Source organism: Enterobacillus tribolii (genome assembly GCF_003363015.1).
Lineage (GTDB): Bacteria > Pseudomonadota > Gammaproteobacteria > Enterobacterales > Enterobacteriaceae > Enterobacillus > Enterobacillus tribolii.
Genome location: NZ_QRAP01000013.1, coordinates 69794 through 94166, shown reverse-complemented (window position 1 = coordinate 94166; position 24373 = coordinate 69794). Strand labels below are relative to the sequence as shown.

The window sequence follows — 24373 nt, the reverse complement described above, 5'->3', positions numbered from 1 at the left end:
TGGTATATGGTTGCGGTAAGAAGTGCACATTTGAATAAAGCGGAGGACTTTGCGCTTGAGGAGTGGATAGCGAGCCTGAACCTGTCCGCCCAGTCGTGTGACAAGTTAGCTGCAACCTGGCGTTATTGCGAACAAAAGGTGCGGGGTCATGATGACGCCGGGCTGTTGTTATGGCGTGGGGTAGAGATGGTGGAGATTCTCTCCACGCTCAGTATGGACATCGACAGCCTGCAGGCGGCGCTGCTGTTTCCGCTGGTGGAAGCGAAGCGGATGGATCGCGAAGCCTGCGAGACGGATTTCGGCAGCGGCATCACCAATTTGGTGCATGGCGTGCTGGAGATGGACGCCATCCGCCAACTGAAGGCCACGCAAAATGACTCTGCGGCCGCGGAGCAGGTGGACAACGTGCGGCGTATGCTGCTGGCGATGGTGGAAGACTTCCGCTGCGTGGTCATTAAGCTGGCGGAGCGCATCGCGCATTTACGTGAAGTGAAGGATGCCCCTGAGGATGAGCGCGTACTGGCGGCGAAGGAGTGTTCCAATATTTATGCGCCGCTGGCTAACCGCCTGGGCATCGGCCAACTGAAGTGGGAACTGGAAGATTACTGCTTCCGTTACCTGCATCCGGACGAATACAAGCGCATCGCGAAGCTGTTGCACGAACGCCGCATCGATCGCGAGCAATACATTGATAGTTTCGTGAAGACGCTGCGCGATGCGATGGCGGTAGAGAACATTAAGGCGGATATCTACGGACGTCCGAAGCATATTTACAGCATCTGGCGCAAGATGCAGAAAAAATCACTGGCGTTTGACGAGCTGTACGACGTACGCGCGGTGCGTATTGTCGTGGAACGTTTGCAGGATTGCTATGCGGCGCTGGGGATCGTACATACCCATTACCGCCATCTGCCCAACGAGTTCGACGACTATGTCGCCAACCCGAAGCCCAACGGCTATCAGTCGATTCATACCGTGGTGCTGGGGCCGCGCGGCAAAACGCTGGAAATTCAGATTCGTACCCGCCAGATGCATGAAGACGCCGAACTGGGCGTGGCGGCGCACTGGAAATATAAGGAAGGCGCGCAGTCCGGCGGCCGTTCCGGCTATGAAGAGCGCATTGCCTGGCTGCGCAAACTGGTCGCCTGGCAGGAAGAGATGGCGGACTCCGGTGAAATGCTGGACGAAGTACGCAGCCAGGTATTCGACGACCGGGTTTACGTCTTTACCCCGAAAGGGGACGTGATCGATTTGCCGGCCGGTTCTACGCCACTGGACTTTGCTTACCACATCCACAGCGACGTGGGGCACCGCTGCATCGGGGCGAAAATCGGCGGGCGCATCGTGCCGTTCACCTACCAGCTCCAGATGGGCGATCAGGTAGAGATCATCACCCAGAAACAGCCCAACCCCAGCCGCGACTGGCTCAACCCTAACCTGGGCTACGTCACGACCAGCCGCGGGCGCGCCAAGATTCATAACTGGTTCCGCAAGCAGGATCGTGACAAGAACATCGCCGCCGGGCGTCAGATCCTCGACGACGAACTGGAACGGCTGGGCATCAGCCTGAAAGAAGCGGAAAAACTGCTGGTCCCGCGTTATAACGTGAACTCGCTGGATGAAGTGCTGGCGGCGATCGGCGGGGGCGATATCCGCCTCAATCAGATGGTGAACTTCCTGCAAGGGAAAATTAACAAGCCCAGCGCGGAAGAAGCGGATCGCGAGGCGCTCAAGCAGCTTACCCAAAAAGGTCAGGCGCAGTCGGCGTCGCGGACCGATCAGGGGAGTGGCCGCATCGTGGTGGAAGGCGTTGGTAACCTGATGCACCACATTGCGCGTTGCTGCCAGCCGATTCCGGGTGATGAAATCGTTGGTTTTATTACCCAGGGCAGGGGGATCTCCATTCACCGGGCGGACTGCGATCAGCTGGAAGAGCTGCGTAATCATGCGCCGGAGCGCATCGTGGACGCGGTGTGGGGAGAGAGCTACTCAAGCGGCTATTCGCTGGTTGTGCGCGTAATGGCGAACGATCGCAGCGGTTTGCTGCGCGATATCACCACGATCCTGGCGAACGAGAAGGTTAATGTACTTGGGGTCGCCAGCCGTAGCGACACCAAAAAGCAGGTGGCGATGATCGACATGGAGATCGAGATTTATAACCTGCAGGTGCTGGGGCGGGTACTGGCGAAGCTGAATCAGTTGCCGGACGTGATTGACGCGCGGCGGCTGCACGGCGGGAAATAATACGGGTTCCCGCGTAGCGCGGGAACCCGTTGGTTTCTGTTATTGCCTTGGGCCCAGTGGGGCGATCAGTACGCCCCACATAAAGTCGAACTGCTGTGAACCGGATAAAATTCCGGGAATCGGCTTACCGTTAGGGTTGTAGGAAATCATGGCCTTGGCCTGCGGGCGGGGGATGCCGCCCGGGCCGAAAGAAGCATAGGCGTGGCAGGCAATACAGGATGCCGAGGCCACGTTCACATTCGCTGTAATCCCCTCAATGACCGAGTTCGCCAGTACGTTTGGCGTACCGTCTGCAGATGTGTAATCCACCTGCGTCGACTTCAGGCAATAATTCGCCCAAACAGGCGCAAGATTGGCGTTTTTCATTTCCGACGTCAGCGCATCCGTTTTGGCGCAGGCGCCATACTGGGTATTGGCCTGGGAACGATCGGGCGGAACAACCGGTTTCTGCGCGCCGAAGCTGTCATAGCAGCCGATACTGTCGCAGCGTCCCGGATTCAACTGATGCTCAAACGTAGCCCAGACCCACTTGGGGTTTTGCTTGCTGCTGATGTGCATCGAAACCAGGCCGTAGGTCGTGGTTTGGCCGTTTTCGACGACTGTCGCTGTGTAATACTGGCTTTTCACGCCATCTGCGTTTTTGAGTTGCGGAAGCCATTGCACCAGGGTTTGTGCGGGGACCCAGTCTGCCTTAACCGACACGGATGAAACCGGCATATCCACCTTGAATTTGTTGCCGTAGGCCTGAAGCAGGCCGTTTTGCGTATACAGATCGTGTTTGACGATGTAGTCAAACTGCGGGCGGTTGCGCCGGGTTTCCTCCGCAATACAGGGCGCAGGCGTTCCGGTCAGCGGAAATCCGCCCACGCCCGGATTCCCCGGCGGGCTGCAGTTGAGCGCCGGCGGGGTATGCGGGTTATTGACGGTCAGCAGCAGGCTTTGGTGCAGCTTTTTCGCTGCGCCGGCCGCCGGCCAGGCCGGTTTAAGCGTGAAGGTGTCTTCGTCGGAGGCCCAGGTTTCAAACTCCACCAGGGCTGGGTTGCCGGGCGCCGGTGTCACGGTTTGCGTAAACACGTGCCACATAAAGGCATCTGAATTTTCGCTCCTGCCGTTAACGGCTCCCGCTTGCGCAGGTACGGTTACTACGGGAAATTTGGCGCTGTCCGCATGACCGGCATTCGGTGCAATGGCGGCAATCAGAAAAGCGAATGTTTTACCGAAGGAAATTCTTGCTGTGGATGTAGACATAATAAATGCCCTGAGAAGAATATGCATTGTATGGCCGAAAGAGAATGTTCTCCTGACCGGAAAATTTCATGGGTTTTACAATGACTTTTGCTGTGCGAACATCAGCGTAATCCCGTCGGGGTACGCTGATGATTCAGAGTGAGATTATAGATGATGTTTTAGTTTTTACCTGGTAATGATAAGTTTTGTTAATCTGTTTGCTCAGGGTGCCGGGATCGTATACTGCCGGTGAATATCCTCCAACGCCTGCATCACGTCCTCATCCAGCACCAGTTCCCGGCTGGCGATATTGGTCTTCAGTTGCTCCAGCGTCGTTGCGCCCACCAGCGTGCTGGCGACGAACGGCTGCTGACGCACAAATGCCAGCGCCATCTGGGCCGGGTCCAGCCCGTGTTTGCGCGCCAGAGCGACGTATGCGGCCACGGCCTGCTCCGTTTGCGGCGATGAATAACGGGTAAAACGGCTGAACAGGGTATTGCGGGCATTCGCCGGTTTCGCCCCGTTGAGGTACTTGCCGGTCAGGGTGCCGAAGCCCAGCGCCGAGTACGCCAGCAATTCCACGCCTTCGTGCTGGCTGATTTCCGCCAGCCCGATTTCAAAGCTGCGGTTGAGCAGGCTGTACGGGTTTTGGATCGTAACGATGCGCGGCAGTTCATGCTTTTCCGCCAGTTGCAGGTAGCGCATCACGCCCCACGGCGTTTCGTTCGACACGCCGATGTAGCGGATTTTCCCTGCCCGTACCTGCTCGGTCAGCGCTTCCAGCGTCTCCAGCAGCGTTACCACGGGTTTCGCGTCGCTATAGGTATAACCGAGGCGGCCGAAGCAGTTGGTCGAACGCTGCGGCCAGTGCAACTGATAGAGATCGATATAGTCGGTGTTAAGGCGTTGCAGGCTGGCATCCAGCGCTGCGCGGATGTTCTTCCGATCCAGCGCCTGCTGCGGGCGAACTTCCGCATCCGAGCCGCGCACGGGGCCGGCGATCTTTGTCGCCAGCACCACTTTATCGCGCGCACCGCGCTTCTTCAGCCAGGAGCCGATAAATTCTTCCGTTCTGCCTTGTGTTTCCGGACGTGGCGGCACCGGATAGATTTCCGCGGCGTCAATCAGGTTAATGCCGGCGGCGACAGCCAAATCCAGTTGTGCGTGGGCATCGGCTTCGCTGTTTTGCTCTCCGAACGTCATGGTACCGAGACCCAGCTCGCTGACTTCCAGCGTACTGTGGGGGATACGGTGATAGTACATGGCCGATTTCCTCGTGGGTGGTGGTGTTTGCTGAATTATCGTTGTACTGCCAGTGTGTCACAAAAACGTCACTCAAGCTGCCTATACTCGCGCTCAGTAGGATGCGTTCTGCATAACACCCGATTTTGATATTTAAGCGTATTTTTCTACAAGGAGATAGTTCGGTGAAAAAAGTGGCTTTCCTTTCCCTGTCTGCACTGAGCCTGCTTGCCGCAGTTCCGCAAACCGGAGCGGCGAATGAAGCGCTGCCGGCCGCCAGAGCGGCGCAGGGCGATATCACCCATTTCGGCGGCGCGCGCCGTCTGAGCGGGGATCAAACCGCGGCGCTGCGTGGGTTGCTGAACGATCGCCCGGCCAGAAACGTGATTCTGCTTATCGGCGACGGCATGGGCGATTCAGAGATCACCGCCGCGCGTAACTACGCGGAAGGCGCGGGCGGCTATTTTAAAGGCATTGATGCGTTGCCGTGGACCGGACAGTACACGCACTATGCGCTGGATAAGAAAAGCCATAAGCCTGACTATGTGACGGATTCCGCCGCGTCCGCTTCCGCCTGGAGCACCGGGGTGAAAACCTATAACGGCGCGCTGGCCGTGGACGTGTACGGCAAAGCACATACTACGCTGCTGGAAATGGCGAAGGCGGCAGGTAAGGCGACGGGTAATGTCTCCACCGCGGAGTTGCAGGACGCCACGCCGGCGGCGTTAGTGGCGCACGTGACGGCGCGCAAGTGCTACGGCCCGAAGGCCACCAGCGAAGTCTGCCCGACGGATGCGCTGGAAAACGGCGGCCTGGGATCGATAACGGAACAGCTCCTGAACGCCCGCGCGGACGTGACGCTCGGCGGCGGAATGAAAACCTTCGCCGAAGTGGCTAATGCCGGAAAATGGCAGGGCAAAACCCTGCTTCAGCAGGCGCAGGAACGCGGTTATCAACTGGTGGATAACCTGACGGCGCTGAACGGGCTGACGCAGGCCAATCAGCAAAAACCGGTGCTCGGACTGTTTGCCGACGGCAATATGCCGGTGCGCTGGCTGGGGCCGAAGGCGAGCTATCACGGCAACCTGACGGATCAGCCCGTGGTGTGCGCCGATAACCCGAAGCGCAATCCGGGTCAGCCGACGCTGGCGCAGATGACTGAAAAAGCGATTGATTTGCTGAAGGTAAACGACAAAGGCTTCTTCCTGCAGGTTGAGGGCGCCTCGATTGACAAGCAGGATCACGACGCCAACCCCTGCGGGCAGTTTGGCGAAACCGTCGATTTAGATGAGGCAGTACAGGCAGCGCTGGCGTTTGCCGAAGCAGACGGTAATACGCTGGTCATCGTTACGGCAGACCACGCCCACTCCAGCCAGATTATTGCCGCCAACGCGAAGGCGCCGGGGTTGACGCAGCTGCTGAAAACCCGCGACGGAGCGCTGATGGCGATCAGTTACGGTAACGCTGAAGGGGACTCCCAGGGCCATACCGGCACGCAACTGCGGGTAGCCGCTTACGGCCCGCGCGCGGCGAACGTCAGCGGATTGCTCGATCAAACCGATCTGTTCTTTATCATTCGTGATGCATTGAATCTGAAATAATTCGCTGAGTGATCAATCTGTTGCCGGGGAAGCTAACGCTGACCCGGACAGTATGACTCTTCGCTGCAGGTGAAGGGGAAAGTGCGGACAGAAAGTTTCACTACGTTATTTATAATTATAATGATATGTTTGTTAACTGTATATTATCCCGATTATAACGTTGTACAGTTTCTGAAATGAGACCCCGTGAACCGATATATTCAGCGGAGCCTGAAATATCACCAGCACAAACGGACTTGCCGGAACATTTACGTTTTTATCAATTGTGCGGCATTATTGCCGCCGTCATCTCAGCATTGGTTTCGGTGCTGCTCTATCTGCTTGATGTCGAGGACTTTGATTCTCCCCCGTTGCTCGTTGCCTTTATAATCGCCGGCCCGGTAACGCTGTTGCTGTTGCTGGGAATGGTGAAATTTCCGCGTGTCTGTGCCTGGTTGCTGCTGGGGAGTTTCTCCGGGGGGATACTGTATCTGTACAGCCAGGGGGTGTTGTTTAACCTGGTTATCACCGTCCTTTTCACCTGTTTTTATCTGTTTGGCGCCGTGGCGGCGAGCGGGAGTCGCCGGTTGCTCAGCGGAAAGCCGTTGTGGCTGGCGGGGAAACGGTACCGCGAGGTGCTGACGCTGCTGCTGCTGGCGGTGCTGCTTTCATTGTGCAGCAGCGGTTATCTGCTACGCTGGGCGCAGGCGAAGAAGGATAACCCGCTGCAATGGGTGGAATACCGGCGCACGATGGTTGAGCGCTACATTGATAACCGCCCCGACGCCGGGCTCAGTTCCAAAGAGATTGAGCTGAAAAAGGTGCGTCTGGAGAACAAAACGCTGGTGTTTGTCTATCGCATTGCCGGGGATGTCATGATGGATGAGTCTCATTTGTCCGTACTTGCCCGCAAGGCGTTTTCTCCTCATTGCGCGGAGCGCGGCGTGAAGGAGTTCAATATGAAGGTGATGCTGGTTTACCATCAGGGGCAGGCGGAGAGCGTCTTTGTCTTTGATAAAGGGGATTGCCCGGTTTTCGCAACACAGATGCTCCCGCCGACGGGGTAATCCGCGTTATTTCTCAACCATTTCTGAAACTTCATCGGTATTGATCTGACGGGCGTTGCCGTCTTGATCGATATAGCTGGTCATGCCCGTTTGTTTATCGATTTTAGGCTTGCCTTGAGTAACGATCATCTGACCGCTTTTGGTCGACATCACGTAGTCACTGGAGCAACCGCTGAGCACGATGGCGATAGCCAACGCGGTGAACAGATGTTTGTGCATGGAATCCTCCTGATATAAACGGACGCAACCCGCCCGTAGCATTAAGCGTAGCAAACGGGGTGAAAAAGTCGGGTTTATATCAGGAAGTGGCGTGCCAGGATGGCGGCGGTGAAGTTCTTCTTCAGGTAAAAGCCGCGCGGCAGCGTCATGATCGGCTCGCCCCGTTCGCCTACCGCTTCCGTCAGGGCGCGGCTGTTGGCCGCTTTGGGGCGGATCTGCATCACTTCGCCATGACGGGCGGTGATGCGTTCCACCTTACCGAGCACGATCATATCCATCAGTTCTTCCCAGTCGCGGCGCAGGCGCTCCTCTTCTTCCTCATCCGGCCGCCACAGCAGCGGCGCGCCCACGCGGCGTTCGGCGAGCGGAATGGCCCGTTCGCCTTCAACCGGCACCCACAACACGCACTGGAGCTTATGCCGTACGTGGCTGGATTCCCAGGTAATGCCGCTGTTGCCGGTCAGCGGCGCGACGCAGACGAAGGTGGTTTCCAGCGGTTTTCCCGCCGCGTCGATCGGAATCGTTTTCAGCTCGATGCCGAGATCGGGGAAGTCCTGCTCCGGTTTGCTGCCCGCGCTGGCGCCCAGGTACAGTTCCAGCAACATGCCGACCCAACCCTTGTCACGCCGCAGATCGCGCGGAATCGCCACGCCGGCCAGCGTGGCAAGCTCACCCAGGCTGTAACCCGCCAGCGCGCGGGCGCGTTCCAACAGCTGAGCCGGGCTGGAAGGCGGGGTCTGAGAAACCGAAGGGCCGTTCATCGGCGGATTTTCATCCTGCAACATTGTTGTCGGAGAGCGTTCTTCATTGGCAACCCTAACGTTGAAAGAGTGAATGCGGAGTGGTTAAAAAATGAGCTGAAATAATCGCTTTTACTGCCGCGTTATCGCCATCACCACGAAGTTATCAATAATACCATGATTAACAAACAGTTTTATTTTTCGTTGTGTGCGTAAGTGAGCGGCGATTTTCTATTGTGCACGGATAGACACTGACAATGAACAGGATCTTACACTAAGTTATCCACAGATTTTTGGGATAACGGCCAGGTTATCCAATCACTGGTTTGATTTACAGGCTTGACTGGGGCGGTTTTTTGCGAAATTGACGCCTCTGCACACAACTTTGACAATCAATCTGTGGATAAAAAAGGCGTTGATTGATCTTTCGCCACAGCAATGCATAGAGTTGCTGAATATCACATTTTTATACGTTTCCATGCTGTGGGGAAATCACTATTTATTTGAATAATAAAAAGTAAAATAACTTTATTCTTTTCCCCTCCGTAAGGTTATCCGAAGTTTTACCGGCTTTTCCCTTAAGTTCTGCACAAATATATCCACAGAAAAAGTGAATAAAACCGCATTTCCCGCCATCGGGCTGTTCATAACTCGGGTGGCCGATCTGAGTTATCCAGATGTCGTCCAGCGCTAACTCCTGTGAACCAGTGGTTTACCGCCACCGGGGAGTGTGAAACAATCATCGTATCTTGCGATTTGCGTTATTGAGGTAGTCCGGTGATCGATGATGATGGCTACCGCCCGAATGTTGGTATCGTAATCTGTAATCGGCAGGGGCAGGTAGTATGGGCCCGTCGTTACGGTCAGCACTCCTGGCAGTTTCCTCAGGGCGGAATAAATCCCGGCGAAACGGCTGAGCAGGCGATGTACCGTGAACTGTTTGAAGAAGTGGGGCTGGGGCGCAAGGACGTAAAAGTATTGGCCTCAACCCGCAATTGGTTGCGCTATAAATTACCGAAACGTTTGGTGCGTTGGGATACAAAACCGGTTTGCATCGGCCAGAAACAGAAGTGGTTCTTGCTGCAATTGCAGAGCGGCGATGCTGCGATTGACGTGCAGCAAAGCAGTACGCCCGAGTTTGACGGGTGGCGCTGGGTAAGTTTTTGGTATCCGGTGCGACAGGTTGTATCTTTTAAACGAGATGTTTACCGCCGGGTGATGAAAGAGTTCGCGCCGGTGGTTCTGCCGTTGCAGGAGAGCGTGCCGCCGTCCGGCCGCAATGCGCCTGCTCATCGTCGTCGGAGAGGTTAACGGGCAAAATGCTCACGCGCTTGCGGGAAATCGTGGAGAAGGTGGCTGCGGCCCCCGGCCTGGATGAGGCACTGGAAGTGCTTATCAATGAAACCTGTCTGGCGATGGATACGGAGGTGTGCTCCGTCTATCTGGCTGACAATGACCGCCAGTGCTACTACCTGATGGCGACGCGCGGGCTGAAAAAGCCGCGCGGCCGCGTGATTACGCTGGCGTTCGACGAAGGGATCGTCGGCCTGGTCGGCCGCCTGGCCGAACCGATCAACCTGGCTGACGCGCCCAGCCACCCCAGCTTCAAATACGTCCCCCAGGTGAAGGAAGAGCGTTTCCGCGCTTTTCTTGGCGCGCCAATCATCTATCGCCGCCAGTTGCTGGGCGTACTGGCGGTGCAGCAGCGTGAACCGCGCCAGTTCGATGAGAGCGAAGAGTCATTTTTGGTGACGCTGGCGACGCAGTTGGCCGGCATTCTCTCCTCCGCCCAACTCAACGGCGTGTTCGGGCGGTTGCGCCACAGCCGCATCCGGGCCATTGCGGCGTCGCCGGGCATCGCGGTGGCCGAAGGCTGGGTCGATATCAGCCAACCCTCGCTTGATCAGGTGTACCGGGCTTCTTCGCTGGACCCTGAGAGCGAGCGCGAGCGCTTGACGATCGCGCTGGAAGAGGCCAGCAATGAATTCCGCCGCTTCAGTAAACGTTTTACCGCCGGCTCCCAAAAAGAGAGCGCGGCGATTTTCGATCTTTATTCCCACCTGCTGAATGACGCCCGGCTCAAGGGCGAGTTGATGAAGGAGATTGACGGCGGCGCCGTCGCTGAATGGGCGGTCAAACAGGTGATCGAACATTTTGCCGCCCAGTTCGCCAGTTTGCAGGACCCCTACATGCGCGAGCGGGCGGGCGATCTGCGCGCGCTGGGTCAGCGCCTGCTGTTTCATCTCGATGACGATATTTCCAGCCCGAATCAGTGGCCGCCGCGTTTCGTGCTGGTGGCCGACGAACTGACAGCCACCATTCTGGCCGAGGTGCCGCCGGAACGGCTGGCCGCGGTGGTGGTGCGCGATGGCGCGGCTAACTCCCACGCGGCGATCCTGGTGCGTGCGATGGGCGTGCCGACGGTGATGGGGGCGGACATTCAGACCTCCCTGCTGCATCAGCGTTTGCTGATTGTGGACGGTTACCGTGGTGAGGTGGTAGTCGATCCTGAACCGGTGCTGATTCAGGAGTATCAGCGCCTGCTGAGCGAAGAAAGCGAGCTGAGCAAACGTGCGGAAGATGATGTAGAAAGCCCGGCTTACCTGAAAAGCGGCGAACGCATTCTGGTGATGCTCAATGCCGGCCTGAGCGCGGAGCACGAACAGCGCCTGGACAAACGCATCGACGGCGTCGGCCTGTACCGCACGGAAATTCCCTTCATGCTGCAAAGCGGTTTTCCCTCGGAAGAGGAGCAGGTGGCGCAGTACCAGGGCATGCTGCAGCTGAATCCGCAAAAGCCGGTAACGTTGCGTACGCTGGACATCGGGGCGGATAAACAACTGCCTTATCTGCCGATTAACGAAGAGAACCCCAGTCTCGGCTGGCGCGGCATCCGCGTCACCCTCGATCAGCCGGAAATTTTTCTGGTGCAGGTGCGGGCGATGCTGCGCGCCAACGCCGCCAGCGGCAATCTTAATATCCTGCTGCCGATGATCACCACGCTGGACGAAGTCGATGAAGCCCGGCGCCTGATAGAACGCGCCGGCCGCGAGGTGGAGGAGATGATTGGCTACGCGCTGCCCAAGCCGCGCATCGGCGTGATGCTGGAAGTGCCTGCGCTGGCGTTTCTGCTGCCGTATCTGGCCGGGCGGGTGGATTTTATCTCCGTCGGCACCAATGATTTAACCCAGTACCTGCTGGCCGTCGATCGCAACAACACGCGCGTGGCGTCGCTCTACGACAGCCTGCATCCGGCCATGCTGCGCGTGCTGCACTATATCGCCACCGAGTGCCGGCGCCTGGAGTTACCGGTCAGTATTTGCGGCGAGATGGCGGGGATCCCCATGTGCGCGTTGCTGCTGGTGGGCATGGGCTACTGCAACCTGAGCATGAACGGTCACAGTATTCCGCGCATCAAATACCTGTTGCGTAATATCACGCTGGATGAGGCCCGCTCGCTGGCAGAGCGGGTGCTGGAAACCCAGATGTCGACCGAGGTGCGCCATTTGACGGCGGCTTTTATGGAACGACGCGGTCTGGGCGGCCTGATCCGGGGCGGAAAGTAGTCAATACCGATACATTTTTCCGGCATAACAAAAAGAATTGGCTGAAAGTTATCCGGAGCGGGGCGAAAAGGCGGTGAATTTGGCCCACGGTGTGGAGTCCGGCTAAAAGTTATGGGATGATTGCTCGGATTTTCAGGGGGCGTGGATGGGTAAATTAACGCTGTTGCTGTTGGCGCTGTTAGGGTGGCTTCAGTATTCGCTTTGGCTGGGTAAAAACGGCATTCATGATTACGTGCGCGTTAAAGAAGACGTGACGGCCCAACAAGGCAATAACGCCAAGCTGAAAGCGCGCAACGATCAGCTTTTTGCTGAAATAGACGATCTTAACGGTGGCCAGGAGGCTATCGAGGAACGCGCACGCAATGAACTGGGCATGATTAAGCCCGGCGAGACTTTTTATCGCCTGGTGCCGGAGCAGAGCCGGCGCAGCAGCGCTCCGCAACCGGCGGCGAACAACCGGCTATACTCTTCGAATTCCGCCCGTAACTGATGATATTTCGCCGTTTTCCCGTTCGGGTATCCCCGTTTCGTTGTTGAATACGGCGTTCATTGACTTAATGTTGATCCTATAAAGAAGCGATCCTGAAATAAAAAGCCGATAACGCATGATAAATCCAGCGATCTCCCCCGTTTCCGACATTGTCGCCATCGTTCCCGCCGCCGGTACGGGCAGCCGTATGCAGAGCGAACTTCCTAAGCAATATTTGTCTATTGCAGGGAAAACGATACTGGAGCATGCCGTCGGCGCATTGCTTTCCCACCCGGCGGTTTCCCGCGTCGTCGTGGCGCTGAATCCCCGTGACCAACATTTTGACGCGCTGCCTCTGGCGCGCGATCCGCGCGTTCAGCGGGTGGTGGGCGGCGCGCAGCGTGCCGATTCCGTCATGGCGGCCTTGCGCGCCGCGCCGGGGACGCATTGGGTGCTGGTGCACGACGCGGCGCGTCCGTGCCTGCACCGCGACGATTTAGAGCGCCTGCTGGCGATCCGCGCGCATTCGCGGGTCGGCGGCATTCTGGCTGCGCCGGTGCGCGACACCATGAAACGCGCCGAAGCCGGGGAAACGGCGATCTCGCATACCGTTGACCGCGAAGATTTGTGGCATGCCCTGACGCCGCAATTTTTCCCAGCCGAACTGCTCGCCTTGTGCCTGGAGCGTGCCCTGCGGGAAAACGCCATCGTGACCGACGAAGCATCGGCGCTGGAGCATTGCGGTTATCACCCCCTGTTGGTTCACGGACGTTCTGATAATATTAAGGTTACCCGTCCGGAAGATCTGGCCCTGGCCGGGTTTTATCTGTCTCAATTCACACAATGGCAACGTTATTCACAGGAGAATGCCTGATGCGAATCGGTCACGGTTTCGACGTGCATAAACTGGGCGGAGAAGGCCCTTTGATCATCGGCGGCGTGCGCATTCCTTATGACATGGGATTGATTGCGCATTCCGACGGCGATGTCGCCCTGCACGCGGTGACTGATGCGTTGTTGGGCGCGGCGGCGCTGGGGGATATCGGTAAACTGTTTCCGGACACCGATCCCGCCTTTCGCGGCGCCGACAGCCGGGAGCTGCTGCGCGAAGCCTGGCGGCGCATCCGTGAAAAAGGCTATCGCCTGGGCAACCTGGACGTCACGATTATTGCGCAGGCGCCGAAAATGGCGCCGCATATCCCGCAAATGCGGGTAAACCTGGCTGAAGACCTGCTGTGCCACATGGACGATGTTAACGTCAAAGCCACGACTACGGAAAAACTGGGTTTCACCGGCCGCGGCGAAGGCATTGCCTGCGAAGCAGTCGCGCTGTTGATTAAGGAGTAAGCGGATGGGGTTTGACGCGACGGAGTTGAATCAGCTTACCTTTCTGCACGGGCAGCCTTGCGCGCACGGCGTGGTGAAAGCGTTTCCCGAAGATTTCTTTGTTTCCGAAGATTTGGGATTTGAACCGGACGGCGACGGCGAACATCTTCTGGTCAGAATCCGCAAAGAGGGATGTAACACTCAGTTTGTCGCGGACAATCTGGCCCGTTTTTGCCATATTCCCGCCCGCGCGGTGAGTTATGCCGGGCTGAAAGATCGTCATGCGGTTACCGAGCAGTGGTTCTGCCTGCATATGCCGGGGAAAGACGATCCCGACTTCAGCCGCTTCCTGCTGGAAGGCTGTGAAGTGCTGCGTTACGCGCGCCATCGCCGCAAGCTGCGGATTGGTACGCTGAAGGGGAACCATTTCCGCCTGGTGTTGCGCCATATCAGCGAGCGTGATGACGTAGAGCAACGTCTGCAGGCCGTGAGCGCCGGCGGGGTGCCGAACTATTTCGGCGAGCAACGTTTCGGCCACGGCGGCAACAACGTCGTTCAGGCATTGCGCTGGGCGCGCGATGAAATCAGGGTGAAAGAGCGCGCCAAGCGCGGCTTTTATCTTTCCGCCGCCCGCAGCGCCCTGTTTAACCACATCGTCAGCGAGCGCCTGAAACAGGGGTTGCAAGCCACGGCGTTGCCCGGCGACGCCCTGCAACTGGCCGGGCGCGGCAGCTGGTTCGTCGTCAGCGACGAAGAACTGGCCGATGCGCAGCAGCGCCTTGAGCGCGGCGAGCTGCATATTACCGCGCCTCTGCCCGGCGATGGTGAACCGGGCACCCGCGATCAAGGGTTGGCGTTTGAGTTACAGGCTCTCAATGGCGCGGACGATCTGTTAACGCTGCTGCGGCGTGAACGCGTTGAGCCGGCGCGGCGCGCCTGCCTGTTGCTGCCGCAGGCAATGCGCTGGTCGTGGTGGGACGATGCGACGCTGGAGCTGGAGTTTGCGCTGCCGGCCGGCAGTTTCGCTACCAGCGTGGTGCGTGAGTTGCTTTTACGGGACGATAGCGATGCGCATATTGCTGAGTAACGATGATGGCGTAAACGCACCCGGCATTCGCGTGCTGGGCGACGCGCTGCGTCAGTTTGCCCAGGTTCAGGTGGTGGCGCCCGATCGCAACCGCAGCGGGTCATCCAACGCGCTGACGCTGGAAACCCCGCTGCGTACGCAAACGCTGGAGAACGGAGATATCAGCGTGATTGACGGTACGCCGACAGACTGCGTTTATCTCGGCGTTAACGCCCTGATGCGCCCGCGTCCGGACATCGTGGTGTCCGGCATCAACGCCGGCCCTAATCTGGGTGACGACGTTATTTATTCCGGGACGGTGGCGGCGGCAATGGAGGGGCGGCATCTCGGTTTTCCCGCGCTGGCGATCTCCCTTAACGGTACCCGCCATTTCGCCACGGCGGCGTCGGTGGCCTGCCGTTTACTCAAGGCGTTAAGCCAATATCCTCTGCGAACCGGACGGATTCTGAACGTCAACGTTCCGGATCTTCCGCCCGGAGAAATCAAAGGCATCCGGGTGACGCGCTGCGGCAGCCGCCATCCGGCGGAGCAGGTTATCGCGCAGCAGGATCCCCGTGGCCGGCAGCTTTACTGGATCGGCCCGCCCGGCGAAAAACAGGACGCCGGGCCGGACACCGACTTTGCCGCGATTGAACAGGGTTATGTTTCCGTGACGCCGTTGCAGGTAGACCTGACGGCGTACGGCGCGCAGGAGCGGCTTTCTGCGTGGCTGGACCAGGCGGAGATCAGCGAAATATGGTAGACAAGCGTATACAGACTTTGTTGCACTCTCTGCACCAGCTGGGCATTCAGGACGAAAGGGTACTGGAGGCCTTGTCCAGAGTGCCGCGCGACCGTTTCATCGACGAGGCGATGTCGCATAAGGCCTATGACAATACCGCGCTGCCTATCGGTTCCGGCCAGACGATTTCCCAGCCTTATATGGTGGCCAGGATGACGGAGCTGCTGAAGCTGCGTGCCGACTCCCGCGTGCTGGAGATCGGTACGGGATCCGGTTATCAAACGGCGGTGCTGGCGTATCTGGTTGGTCACGTTTGCTCCGTGGAGCGGATTAAAAGCCTGCAATGGCAGGCGAAACGCCGCCTGAAGCAGCTGGATTTACACAACGTTTCGACGCGCCACGGCGACGGCTGGCAGGGTTGGGCATCACGCGGGCCGTTTGACGCCATCATCGTCACCGCGGCGGCGCCGGAAATTCCCGCCGCGTTGCTGAGCCAGCTGGCGGACGGGGGGCGCCTGGTTCTGCCGGTTGGCGAACAGGAAAAAACCCAGTATTTACAATGCGTACAGCGCCGCGGGCAGGACATATTCGTGGAAAACGTCGAACCGGTACGCTTCGTGCCCCTCATTAAGGGAGAATTGGCCTAAAGTGAGGGAATGTATATTGCTGAATTATTCTTATTTGACCCACTATATCTTTTTGGTGTCCAATTCATTACGTTAGGCCGTGTGCCGATACGGCGGAGAGCCTCCGCTGTTTTGCCGGTTATGTTATTCCGGCTCCGGATCGCCATAAGGCGACACGGGAACCGGTCTGGATTTATCGCTGATTGATATTGCTATCATGGGGGAAGCATGAACGCGGGAAGCCCGATGATTAAGTGGCGCCGGATGGCGGCGTGCACCTTGGTTACATTATGGCTGGCAGGATGTACAGGGGGCGAGAATACTTCTGCGCCGATCAGTTCGGTGAACGGAGGCGGCGCAGACGGCGGCGGCGGAAAAATGCTGCCTGCCAGCAGCAGCGGCGGCGGTGGGGTACAAACCGACGCCGACGGGCGCATCGTTTATAACCGCGCTTACCAGAATATCCCGAAAGGGAGTTACAACGGCGACACGTACACGGTCAAACGTGGCGATACGCTGTTTTACGTCGCCTGGATTACCGGTAATGACTTCCGCGATCTGGCGGCCAAAAACGATATTCCTGCGCCTTACAGCCTGAACGTGGGCCAGGTCATCAAGCTGGGCGGCAACGGCGCGGCCAGCGGCGGTATGTTGGCCGCCAGTGACGGAACCAACGGCGTGCCGAGACCGCCTTCAGGAAATCAGATTCAAACGACGAGTGTTGCTTCTCAGCCAACCAGCGCGTATTCTGATAATTCGGGTAAACAGAATGTTGGCAAAATGTTGCCTTCATCTGGCGCTACGGCAGCGACGGCGACCACCGCCACTGCGGCAGCGACAACACCTAGCTCGTCAGGCAGTGAGGCCCCCGTGGGAACGTGGCGTTGGCCCACTGATGGCAAGATCATCGACAACTTCTCGTCAGCGGAAGGCGGCAATAAAGGTATCGATATCGCGGGCTCACGCGGGCAGGCGGTCCAGGCTACGGCTAACGGCCGTGTGGTTTATGCCGGTAACGCGCTGCGTGGTTACGGTAATCTGATCATCATCAAGCACAATGACGATTACCTGAGCGCCTACGCCCACAACGACACAATGCTGGTCCGGGAACAACAAGAAGTGAAGGCGGGACAGAAAATCGCAACCATGGGAAGCACCGGTACCAGTTCAGTTCGCTTGCACTTTGAAATTCGTTATAAGGGGAAATCCGTAAACCCGCTGCGTTATTTGCCGCAGCGATAGTCTGAGCGGGACGTGAATCCTGCTCTCACAAAAACACGGGTAGGATACAGCTATGAGCCAGAATACGCTGAAAGTTAACGAGTTAAATGAGGATGTCGACTTCGACGAAGGCGGAGAAGAAGCGTTTGACGAGAAGGTACTCGTTGAGGAGCCCGTGGACACAGAAGCTCTGGATGATGAGGTTTTGTCTCAGGGCAGCGTGTCACAGCGCGTTTTGGATGCAACCCAGCTCTACCTGGGAGAAATTGGATTTTCGCCGCTTCTGACCGCAGAGGAAGAAGTCTTTTTTGCCCGCCGGGCTTTGCGCGGAGACGAGGCGTCGCGCCGCAGGATGATCGAAAGTAACCTGCGGCTGGTGGTGAAAATCGCCCGGCGCTACGGAAACCGCGGATTGGCTCTGCTGGATTTAATTGAAGAGGGTAATCTTGGTCTGATTCGCGCAGTGGAAAAATTCGATCCGGAGCGCGGATTCCGTTTTTCCACCTACGCAACCTGGTGGATCCGGCAGACCATTGAGCGGGCAATTATGAACCAAACCCGGACGATTCGCTTGCCGATTCATATCGTAAAGGAACTGAACGTTTATCTGCGCACCGCGCGTGAGCTGTCGCATAAGCTGGATCACGAGCCGAGCGCTGAAGAGATCGCCGAGCAGCTGGATCGCCCGGTGCATGACGTCAGCCGCATGCTGCGCCTGAATGAGCGGATCACCTCGGTGGATACGCCGCTGGGTGGTGATTCAGAGAAGGCGCTGTTGGACATCCTGACCGATGAAAATGAATCTGGCCCGGAAGATACCACGCAAAATGACGATATGAAGCACAGTATCGTTAAGTGGTTGTTTGAGCTGAATGCCAAGCAGCGTGAAGTTCTGGCACGTCGTTTCGGGCTGTTAGGCTACGAAGCGGCAACGCTGGAAGATGTGGGCCGGGAAATCGGTTTGACGCGTGAACGCGTGCGTCAGATTCAGGTTGAAGGTCTGCGTCGTCTGCGTGAGATTCTGCAGTCTCAGGGGCTGAGCATTGAGGCTTTGTTCCGCGAATAAGGTTTCAGGGCTGACAGACGTTGAATAAAAAACGGTAAGGTGATGAGCCTTACCGTTTTTGTTTGCGTGCTTTTCGCGCCGCCGGAAATGCCGGAGGGCATCTCCGGCGTTCCCGGCCCGCATCGCGCAGGCGGTAACGGGCGTCAGGACACCATGCCTTTCAGCCGGTAAATCCAGTCCAGCGCCTGACGCGGGGTGAGGGTATCCGGGTTGAGCGCTTCCAGCGCTTCCACTGCCGGAGAGGGCTCATCCTGAGCTAGCAACTGCAGCTGGGAGCCGTCGATCTGGCTGCCGCTGGTTTGGCTGGAGATAGCTTCCAGCTCTTTCAGTTTCTGCCGCGCGCGTTTGATCACCTCACGCGGAACGCCGGCCAGGGACGCGACGGCCAGCCCGTAGCTTTTGCTGGCCGCGCCATCCTGAACGCTGTGCATGAAGGCGATGGTGTCGCCGTGCTCCATCGCGTCCAGGTGAATGTTGTATACCCCTTCCAACTGCTCCGGCAAGGTCGTCAGCTCGAAATAGTGGGTGGCGAACAGAGTCATCGCTTTGATTCGGGTGGCGAGGTTTTCCGCACAGGCCCATGCCAGCGAAAGGCCGTCATAGGTGGAGGTTCCGCGCCCGATTTCGTCCATCAGCACCAGGCTGTGCTCCGTCGCGTTGTGCAGGATGTTGGCGGTTTCCGTCATCTCTACCATGAAGGTGGAGCGCCCGGAGGCCAGGTCGTCCGAGGCGCCGATACGGGTAAATATGCGGTCAACCGGACCGATTACCGCCTTCTCTGCCGGAACGAAGCTGCCGATGTGCGCCAGCAGCACGATCAGCGCCGCCTGTCGCATATAGGTACTTTTCCCGCCCATGTTCGGCCCGGTGACGATCAGCATCCGCCGCTGCGGAGAGAGGGAGAGCGGGTTGGCGATAAACGGTTCTTTCAATACCTGTTCCACGACCGGGTGACGGCCGCCGCTGATTTGGATCCCCGGGCGTTCGCTGAGTTCAGGGCAAACATAGTTCAGGGTTTCGGCCCGCTCGGCCAGATTGCTCAGAACGTCAAGCTCCGCCAGGGACGCTGCGCTGATCTGCAACGCCGCCAGGTGCGGCAGCAGCAGGTCAAACAGTTCGTCATACAGCGCCTTTTCCAGCGCCAGCGCTTTCCCTTTGGAGGTCAGCACTTTGTCTTCGTACTCTTTCAGCTCCGGAATAATGTAACGTTCGGCATTTTTCAGCGTCTGACGGCGCACATAGTGAATCGGCACCATATGACTCTGGCCGCGGCTGACCTGAATGTAGTAGCCGTGCACCGCGTTGAAACCCACTTTCAGGGTGTCGATACCCAGCTTTTCCCGCTCGCGGATTTCCAGCCGATCCAGGTAGTCGGTCGCGCCGTCGGCCAGTGAACGCCATTCATCCAGCTCGGCGTTGTAGCCGGGGGCGATAACGCCGCCATCGCGCACCAGCACCGGCGGGGTTTCGATGATAGCCCGCTCCAGCAGGTCGCGCAGTTCGTCAAACTCACCGCTTTGTTCCGCCAGACGGGTGATATATTCGCAGTGGCTTCCGGCCAGCAGCGCCTGAATATCCGGCAGTTGCTGGAAGGCAAAGCGCATGCGGGCCAGGTCGCGCGGGCGGGCGGTACGCAGCGCCAGACGCGCTAATATGCGCTCAAGATCGCCGATATGGCGCAGCAGGGGCTGTAACTCCGGCGTTAAGGGCTGCAACGTCGTAATGGCCTGCTGGCGGTTACGCAACAGGGTGAAATCGCGTACCGGCATGTGCAGCCAGCGTTTAAGCATCCGGCTGCCCATCGGGGTAACGGTATGGTCGAGGACCGCGGCGAGAGTATTTTCCACGCCGCCCGCCAGGTTCTGCGTCAGCTCAAGATTACGGCGGGTGGCGGCGTCCATGACGATGCCGTCCTGTTGCCGGTCGATGGTAATGCCGCGAATGTGGGGCAGGGCTGTGCGCTGAGTGTCTTTCACGTATTGCAGCAGGCACCCTGCCGCGCGCAGCGCCTGTGTGGCCTGCTCGACGCCGAACCCGTTGAGGTCGCGGGTGCCGAACTGCATATTCAATTGCTGACGGGCGGTTTCCAGCTCAAACTCCCACAGGGGGCGGCGACGCAGGCCATGACGCTGTTCAATCAGGTTCATCGCGGTGAAATCTTCCGGATACAGCAGCTCCGCCGGATTGGTTCGCTGTAATTCGGCGGACATGCCTTCCGCATCTTCTGGTTGGGTCACGCGAAAACGACCGGAGCTGATGTCGAGCGTGGCATAGCCGAAGCCGCGCGCATCCTGCCAGATTGCCGCCAGCAGGTTATCCTGACGCTCCTGCAACAGCGCTTCATCGCTGACCGTACCCGGCGTGACGATGCGCACCACCTTACGCTCCACCGGCCCCTTGCTGGTCGCCGGGTCGCCGATCTGTTCGCAAATCGCGACGGATTCGCCGAGCTGCACCAGCTTCGCCAGATAGTTTTCCACCGCGTGGTGGGGAACGCCGGCCATGGGAATCGGCTCCCCGGCTGAGGCGCCGCGCTTGGTCAGCGAAATATCCAGCAACTGTGAAGCGCGCTTGGCGTCGTCGTAAAACAGCTCGTAGAAGTCGCCCATGCGGTAAAACAGTAAGATTTCCGGATGTTGCGCCTTAAGGCGAAGGTACTGCTGCATCATCGGGGTGTGGGCGTCAAGGTTGGCGTTGTTGGTCATGCGCTTAGTCTTTTAATCCATTGAATATAAGTGAGTTGTGATCTCTGTTGTTCTCGTTATGCGCCACATAGTCATTAATGAATGCATCGAATCCGACGCGTTGGCGTAGGTTGAAACGCGGGTTGCCATTCAGGGCGGCACGGCAACGCACACAACCTACATTCCCTGGAGTAAAGCATCAAGTAAATCAGTTGGTTGGTCATGAGAATGGCGCATGTATAACCGATATGCCGATCGGCAGGAAATGGCCGGCTATACAGGATACCACGGGGTAAGACCTTATCCGTCGTTATACTAGCCCAGCAGCCGGAAAACTGACACAGGTAAAATCTGGGAGCTTTTCGCAAAATGCACGTGCAACGGACCGGGTGAAGTTGCAGGCGGTGGGGTCAGTCAGGAATAAAGGGCGCAGCCCCGCAACTGAGCTGAATGGGCTGGCCCTGCCTGCTTGATTAACCGGCCAGCTATAGGGCTGGTTGTGGATTGTCACGGGCGCCAGGCAACATTACGGCAATGGACAACAATGAAATGAGGCATAGCAACACATTAACCAGCAGTCCCGACGTGGCCGCTATGGCAGGGTCGTAAGGCTGGAGCAGGCTATAGACCGACCCGGAAATAGCCAGACCGAAGGCGGCGCCCAGCGAACTGGCCATTTTGTAAATGCCGGAGGCGACCCCTGCTTTATCTGCTGGCGCGCTATCTACCGCGGTATCGGTGGACGGTGTGGCGTAAATACCCAGTCCGATGCCGAATAAAATGTAGCCGATGAAAACGCTGATGGTATAACCCTGATTCGGCAAGAAGGTCAAACTCATTAGCGCGATGCCGATGCCGGCGGTCAGGGCACCAAACATCATCGGTTTCTTGGCGCCGATTCTTTGCTGAAGCTTTTCTCCGACACGGATGCTTAACAGCACCGCGACAAGATAGCCGAGGGTCAGCGCGCCGGCCTGAAAGGCGGTAAATCCGCGTCCTTGTTGTACGTAAAGGCTGGAGATGATGAGCGTTCCGCCGGCGGCGTTGAGCATAAAGTTGGAAAATGACGCCGTGCTGTATAACCGATTTGCAAACAGTGAAAAGTCGATAAAGCCTTTGCTCTTTTTTTGCCGCTCGGTTTTAACAAATAGCCAGAAAAACAGCACGAAGATAATCAGCGAGCCGGTGGTCGGCAGGCTTTGCCATCCCCAGGCGCTGCCTTTGGTGATCAGCAGATTAAGAGAAATCAGGGCGATGATAAAGGTGATCAGGCCGCTGACGTCAAAGCGGTGGGATGTTTTATCACTGCTTTTGCTTTCCGGCGTGCCTTTGAGCAACAGCATACCGATCAGCGCTAAAACGATAGAAAGAACAAAAATCCAGCGCCAGTTGGCCCATGTGGCGATGGTTCCGCTAACCAGCGAACAGAGTCCTGAGCCTCCCCATGAGCCGATAGACCAAAAGCTCAGCGCCTTTTGCCGCTCTTTGTCCTGGTAATAGGTTTTCATCAGCGCCAGGGTCGACGGCATGATACACGCGGCCGAAATTCCCTGAACCGCCCGTCCAAGGGAAAACAGTATTTCTTCTTTGGCGGCTATCACCAGCAGGCAGCCGATAATGCTGAGAATAAAGCCTATATAGGTGACCCGGACCCGGCCAAATTTATCTGCCAGGCCGCCTGCGACGACGATAAAGCAGCCGGAAAGCAGCGCAGTGAGGCTAATGGCGAAATTTAACGCGCTGGACGGAATATCGACATCGGAGCGAATCGCCGGCACGATATTGACCATCGACTGGGCAAACAGCCAGAAGGTTAATACCCCCAGCACAATACCGAGCGTCAGGCGGGCGTTGCCGTGGTATGACGGTTGAGTGATAGCATTTTGTTGCGCAGACATAGAATTTTCTCTTCGACAGTAGTCAGATCGCGATGCGAATAAAAAGCCCGGATAGCTTAAGGGGGAGCACTATCCGGGAAAGCGAGTAAGTCGTTGAATGCGGTTATTTGAGATAGCTTTCGGTCAGATGGCACCAATAGGCCGCAGCAGGGGCGATGATGCTGTCGTCAAAGATATAGTCGGGGCTGTGTACCATGCTGCAATCGGGCTTGTCGCCATCGCCGACGATCAGGTAGCACCCGCGGGGGTGTTGTTCCAGCATAAAGGCAAAGTCTTCGCTGCCCATCAGCGGAGCCGTATCGGTATGCACCCGCTCGGAGCCGAAGAACTTGTTGGCCACGGAGATGGCGAAATCGGTTGCAGTTGCATCGTTGATGAGCACCGGGCTGCCGTTCACATGCTTTATCTCGGCGGTTGCGCCAAAGCTGGCGGCCTGCGCGTGGGCAAGATCGGTAATGCGCCTGAGCAAAAGCTGGCGCACTGCGGGGTTCAGGGCGCGTACCGTCAGTTTCAGCAGAGCGAAATCATTGATGACGTTGGGCGCGCTGCCGGACTGAATGCATCCGACGGTAATCACGGCAGCCTGCTGTGGCGACACATTGCGCGAAACGATGCTTTGCAGCGCAATGGCGATGTAACAGGCAACAAGCCCGGCATCGATGGTTTTTTCAGGAATGGCGCCGTGGCCGCCGACGCCCCGGATCTCGATATGTACCGTATCGGAAGACGCCATCATTGCGCCTTTACGAAAGTAGAATTCACCCGTTTTCATCCCGGGCATATTGTGCAGGGCGAAAATAATATCGCACGGAAAGTGGGTAAAGAGGCCGTCGTCCATCATCACTTTGCCGCCGTAAAGCAGCTCTTCCGCCGGTTGGAAAATAACGTGCAGCGTGCCGTTGAAGTTTTTGGTCCGGGCCAGATATTCCGCAGCGCACAGCAGGATGGTGGTATGACCGTCGTGGCCGCAGCCGTGAAATTTACCCGGAATGGTGCTGATCCAGCTTTTATCGTTTTGCTCCTGAATCGGCAGGGCATCCATATCTGCCCGTATTCCCATACGCAACTGACCGTCGCCGACTTTAAGCGTGCCCACTACGCCGGTTTTGGCAAACCCACGGTGTACGTCATAGCCCCAGGACTTTAGCTTTTCTGCGACGATGTCGCTGGTGTGATGCTCTTCAAAACCTAACTCAGGGTACTGATGCAGCTTTTGGCGCAAAGCTATCCATACATCTTTGTTTTTATTGAGTTCGTCAAGTATTTTACTTGTCATCGTCATCACCTTCTCTGTTTAGGAATCGATGCGAAAACTGTAAAAGAAATACTCAAAGGGCAGTATGCTGGTTGTCCGGCAAAGAGGGGTTTTAATTGACCGTTCTGCCATTGA

At 57.5% G+C, this 24373-nt stretch carries 21 protein-coding genes; 14 read left to right on the top strand and 7 right to left on the bottom strand.

What is annotated here, in order from left to right:
- Positions 1-6: 6 nt before the first annotated feature.
- The gene (gene relA, locus C8D90_RS20150) at positions 7-2244 is read left to right on the top strand and encodes a GTP diphosphokinase (RefSeq protein WP_115460261.1); all 2238 of its coding nucleotides are present in this window, start codon (positions 7-9) and stop codon (positions 2242-2244) included.
- Between the two features lie 39 nt (positions 2245-2283).
- On the opposite strand, the gene C8D90_RS20145 is transcribed toward relA, so the two are convergent.
- The gene (locus C8D90_RS20145; RefSeq protein ID WP_147291389.1) at positions 2284-3492 is read right to left on the bottom strand and encodes a hypothetical protein; all 1209 of its coding nucleotides are present in this window, start codon (positions 3490-3492) and stop codon (positions 2284-2286) included.
- A 201-nt stretch (positions 3493-3693) separates the two neighbouring features.
- On the bottom strand, positions 3694-4734 hold the full coding sequence (locus tag C8D90_RS20135) for an NADP(H)-dependent aldo-keto reductase (RefSeq protein ID WP_115460258.1): 1041 nt from the start codon (positions 4732-4734) through the stop codon (positions 3694-3696).
- A gap of 164 nt (positions 4735-4898) precedes the next feature.
- Between C8D90_RS20135 and phoA the strand changes: the two genes are divergently transcribed.
- Together phoA and C8D90_RS20125 are read left to right on the top strand one after the other, a co-directional pair.
- Entirely contained in the window at positions 4899-6314 is a 1416-nt protein-coding gene (gene phoA / locus C8D90_RS20130) for an alkaline phosphatase (RefSeq protein ID WP_170143783.1), read from the top strand.
- Positions 6315-6550: 236 nt separating this feature from the next.
- Entirely contained in the window at positions 6551-7360 is an 810-nt protein-coding gene (locus tag C8D90_RS20125) for a polysaccharide biosynthesis protein (protein ID WP_115460256.1), read from the top strand.
- 6 nt (positions 7361-7366) lie between these two features.
- Here the strand turns inward: C8D90_RS20125 and C8D90_RS20120 are convergent, their stop codons facing one another.
- Positions 7367-7579 (bottom strand): YgdI/YgdR family lipoprotein, encoded by a 213-nt coding sequence (locus C8D90_RS20120; protein WP_115460255.1) that lies wholly within the window; start codon positions 7577-7579, stop codon positions 7367-7369.
- A 74-nt stretch (positions 7580-7653) separates the two neighbouring features.
- Positions 7654-8340: a DNA mismatch repair endonuclease MutH gene (mutH, locus tag C8D90_RS20115; RefSeq protein WP_115460282.1), complete on the bottom strand. Its 687-nt coding sequence runs from the start codon at positions 8338-8340 to the stop codon at positions 7654-7656.
- Positions 8341-9096: 756 nt separating this feature from the next.
- Here mutH and rppH point away from each other — a divergent pair.
- The 11 genes from rppH (at position 9097) to C8D90_RS22405 (ending at position 18572) form a co-directional block, all read left to right on the top strand.
- Positions 9097-9630: an RNA pyrophosphohydrolase gene (gene rppH, locus C8D90_RS20110; protein WP_115460254.1), complete on the top strand. Its 534-nt coding sequence runs from the start codon at positions 9097-9099 to the stop codon at positions 9628-9630.
- An 8-nt stretch (positions 9631-9638) separates the two neighbouring features.
- Positions 9639-11885 (top strand): phosphoenolpyruvate--protein phosphotransferase, encoded by a 2247-nt coding sequence (gene ptsP, locus C8D90_RS20105; RefSeq protein ID WP_115460253.1) that lies wholly within the window; start codon positions 9639-9641, stop codon positions 11883-11885.
- Between the two features lie 145 nt (positions 11886-12030).
- Positions 12031-12375 (top strand): cell division protein FtsB, encoded by a 345-nt coding sequence (ftsB, locus tag C8D90_RS20100; RefSeq protein ID WP_115460252.1) that lies wholly within the window; start codon positions 12031-12033, stop codon positions 12373-12375.
- A gap of 115 nt (positions 12376-12490) precedes the next feature.
- Positions 12491-13228 (top strand): 2-C-methyl-D-erythritol 4-phosphate cytidylyltransferase, encoded by a 738-nt coding sequence (gene ispD, locus C8D90_RS20095; RefSeq protein WP_115460251.1) that lies wholly within the window; start codon positions 12491-12493, stop codon positions 13226-13228.
- Positions 13228-13701, top strand: coding sequence for a 2-C-methyl-D-erythritol 2,4-cyclodiphosphate synthase (gene ispF, locus C8D90_RS20090; protein ID WP_115460250.1), 474 nt, complete (start codon positions 13228-13230; stop codon positions 13699-13701). The genes ispD and ispF overlap by 1 nt, the downstream gene beginning before the upstream one ends.
- Positions 13702-13705: 4 nt before the next feature.
- Complete coding sequence (gene truD, locus C8D90_RS20085) at positions 13706-14767, top strand: tRNA pseudouridine(13) synthase TruD (protein ID WP_115460249.1); 1062 nt, start codon at positions 13706-13708, stop codon at positions 14765-14767.
- Positions 14748-15509, top strand: a complete 762-nt coding sequence (gene surE, locus C8D90_RS20080) for a 5'/3'-nucleotidase SurE (protein ID WP_115460248.1) — start codon at positions 14748-14750, stop codon at positions 15507-15509. Before truD ends, surE begins: the two co-directional genes overlap by 20 nt.
- On the top strand, positions 15503-16135 hold the full coding sequence (locus C8D90_RS20075; RefSeq protein ID WP_115460247.1) for a protein-L-isoaspartate(D-aspartate) O-methyltransferase: 633 nt from the start codon (positions 15503-15505) through the stop codon (positions 16133-16135). The genes surE and C8D90_RS20075 overlap by 7 nt, the downstream gene beginning before the upstream one ends.
- 225 nt (positions 16136-16360) lie before the next feature.
- Positions 16361-17356 carry a murein hydrolase activator NlpD gene (gene nlpD / locus C8D90_RS20070; protein WP_162844434.1) on the top strand — a complete coding sequence of 332 codons (996 nt, stop codon included), beginning with the start codon at positions 16361-16363 and terminating at the stop codon, positions 17354-17356.
- A gap of 52 nt (positions 17357-17408) precedes the next feature.
- On the top strand, positions 17409-18401 hold the full coding sequence (gene rpoS / locus C8D90_RS20065; protein WP_115460245.1) for an RNA polymerase sigma factor RpoS: 993 nt from the start codon (positions 17409-17411) through the stop codon (positions 18399-18401).
- A 42-nt stretch (positions 18402-18443) separates the two neighbouring features.
- Positions 18444-18572, top strand: coding sequence for a hypothetical protein (locus tag C8D90_RS22405; RefSeq protein WP_260503196.1), 129 nt, complete (start codon positions 18444-18446; stop codon positions 18570-18572).
- Here the strand turns inward: C8D90_RS22405 and mutS are convergent.
- From mutS to C8D90_RS20050, 3 genes are all read right to left on the bottom strand, one after another.
- On the bottom strand, positions 18545-21106 hold the full coding sequence (gene mutS, locus C8D90_RS20060; RefSeq protein WP_115460244.1) for a DNA mismatch repair protein MutS: 2562 nt from the start codon (positions 21104-21106) through the stop codon (positions 18545-18547). The two genes, C8D90_RS22405 and mutS, sit on opposite strands and share 28 nt — an antisense overlap.
- A 464-nt stretch (positions 21107-21570) precedes the next feature.
- The gene (locus tag C8D90_RS20055) at positions 21571-22983 is read right to left on the bottom strand and encodes an MFS transporter (protein WP_115460243.1); all 1413 of its coding nucleotides are present in this window, start codon (positions 22981-22983) and stop codon (positions 21571-21573) included.
- A gap of 103 nt (positions 22984-23086) precedes the next feature.
- Positions 23087-24259 (bottom strand): M20 aminoacylase family protein, encoded by a 1173-nt coding sequence (locus C8D90_RS20050; RefSeq protein ID WP_115460242.1) that lies wholly within the window; start codon positions 24257-24259, stop codon positions 23087-23089.
- Between the last annotated feature and the right edge of the window lie 114 nt (positions 24260-24373).

What these genes read in the sequence shown, in the direction of transcription:
- relA (WP_115460261.1), top strand. Translation starts at nt 7, where the DNA reads ATGGTTGCGGTAAGAAGTGCACATTTGAATAAAGCGGAGGACTTTGCG.
- C8D90_RS20145 (WP_147291389.1), bottom strand. Translation starts at nt 3,492, where the DNA reads ATGTCTACATCCACAGCAAGAATTTCCTTCGGTAAAACATTCGCTTTT.
- C8D90_RS20135 (WP_115460258.1), bottom strand. Translation starts at nt 4,734, where the DNA reads ATGTACTATCACCGTATCCCCCACAGTACGCTGGAAGTCAGCGAGCTG.
- C8D90_RS20120 (WP_115460255.1), bottom strand. Translation starts at nt 7,579, where the DNA reads ATGCACAAACATCTGTTCACCGCGTTGGCTATCGCCATCGTGCTCAGC.
- mutH (WP_115460282.1), bottom strand. Translation starts at nt 8,340, where the DNA reads ATGAACGGCCCTTCGGTTTCTCAGACCCCGCCTTCCAGCCCGGCTCAG.
- ptsP (WP_115460253.1), top strand. Translation starts at nt 9,639, where the DNA reads ATGCTCACGCGCTTGCGGGAAATCGTGGAGAAGGTGGCTGCGGCCCCC.
- ftsB (WP_115460252.1), top strand. Translation starts at nt 12,031, where the DNA reads ATGGGTAAATTAACGCTGTTGCTGTTGGCGCTGTTAGGGTGGCTTCAG.
- ispD (WP_115460251.1), top strand. Translation starts at nt 12,491, where the DNA reads ATGATAAATCCAGCGATCTCCCCCGTTTCCGACATTGTCGCCATCGTT.
- ispF (WP_115460250.1), top strand. Translation starts at nt 13,228, where the DNA reads ATGCGAATCGGTCACGGTTTCGACGTGCATAAACTGGGCGGAGAAGGC.
- truD (WP_115460249.1), top strand. Translation starts at nt 13,706, where the DNA reads ATGGGGTTTGACGCGACGGAGTTGAATCAGCTTACCTTTCTGCACGGG.
- surE (WP_115460248.1), top strand. Translation starts at nt 14,748, where the DNA reads ATGCGCATATTGCTGAGTAACGATGATGGCGTAAACGCACCCGGCATT.
- C8D90_RS20075 (WP_115460247.1), top strand. Translation starts at nt 15,503, where the DNA reads ATGGTAGACAAGCGTATACAGACTTTGTTGCACTCTCTGCACCAGCTG.
- nlpD (WP_162844434.1), top strand. Translation starts at nt 16,361, where the DNA reads ATGATTAAGTGGCGCCGGATGGCGGCGTGCACCTTGGTTACATTATGG.
- rpoS (WP_115460245.1), top strand. Translation starts at nt 17,409, where the DNA reads ATGAGCCAGAATACGCTGAAAGTTAACGAGTTAAATGAGGATGTCGAC.
- C8D90_RS22405 (WP_260503196.1), top strand. Translation starts at nt 18,444, where the DNA reads ATGAGCCTTACCGTTTTTGTTTGCGTGCTTTTCGCGCCGCCGGAAATG.
- mutS (WP_115460244.1), bottom strand. Translation starts at nt 21,106, where the DNA reads ATGACCAACAACGCCAACCTTGACGCCCACACCCCGATGATGCAGCAG.
- C8D90_RS20055 (WP_115460243.1), bottom strand. Translation starts at nt 22,983, where the DNA reads ATGTCTGCGCAACAAAATGCTATCACTCAACCGTCATACCACGGCAAC.
- C8D90_RS20050 (WP_115460242.1), bottom strand. Translation starts at nt 24,259, where the DNA reads ATGACAAGTAAAATACTTGACGAACTCAATAAAAACAAAGATGTATGG.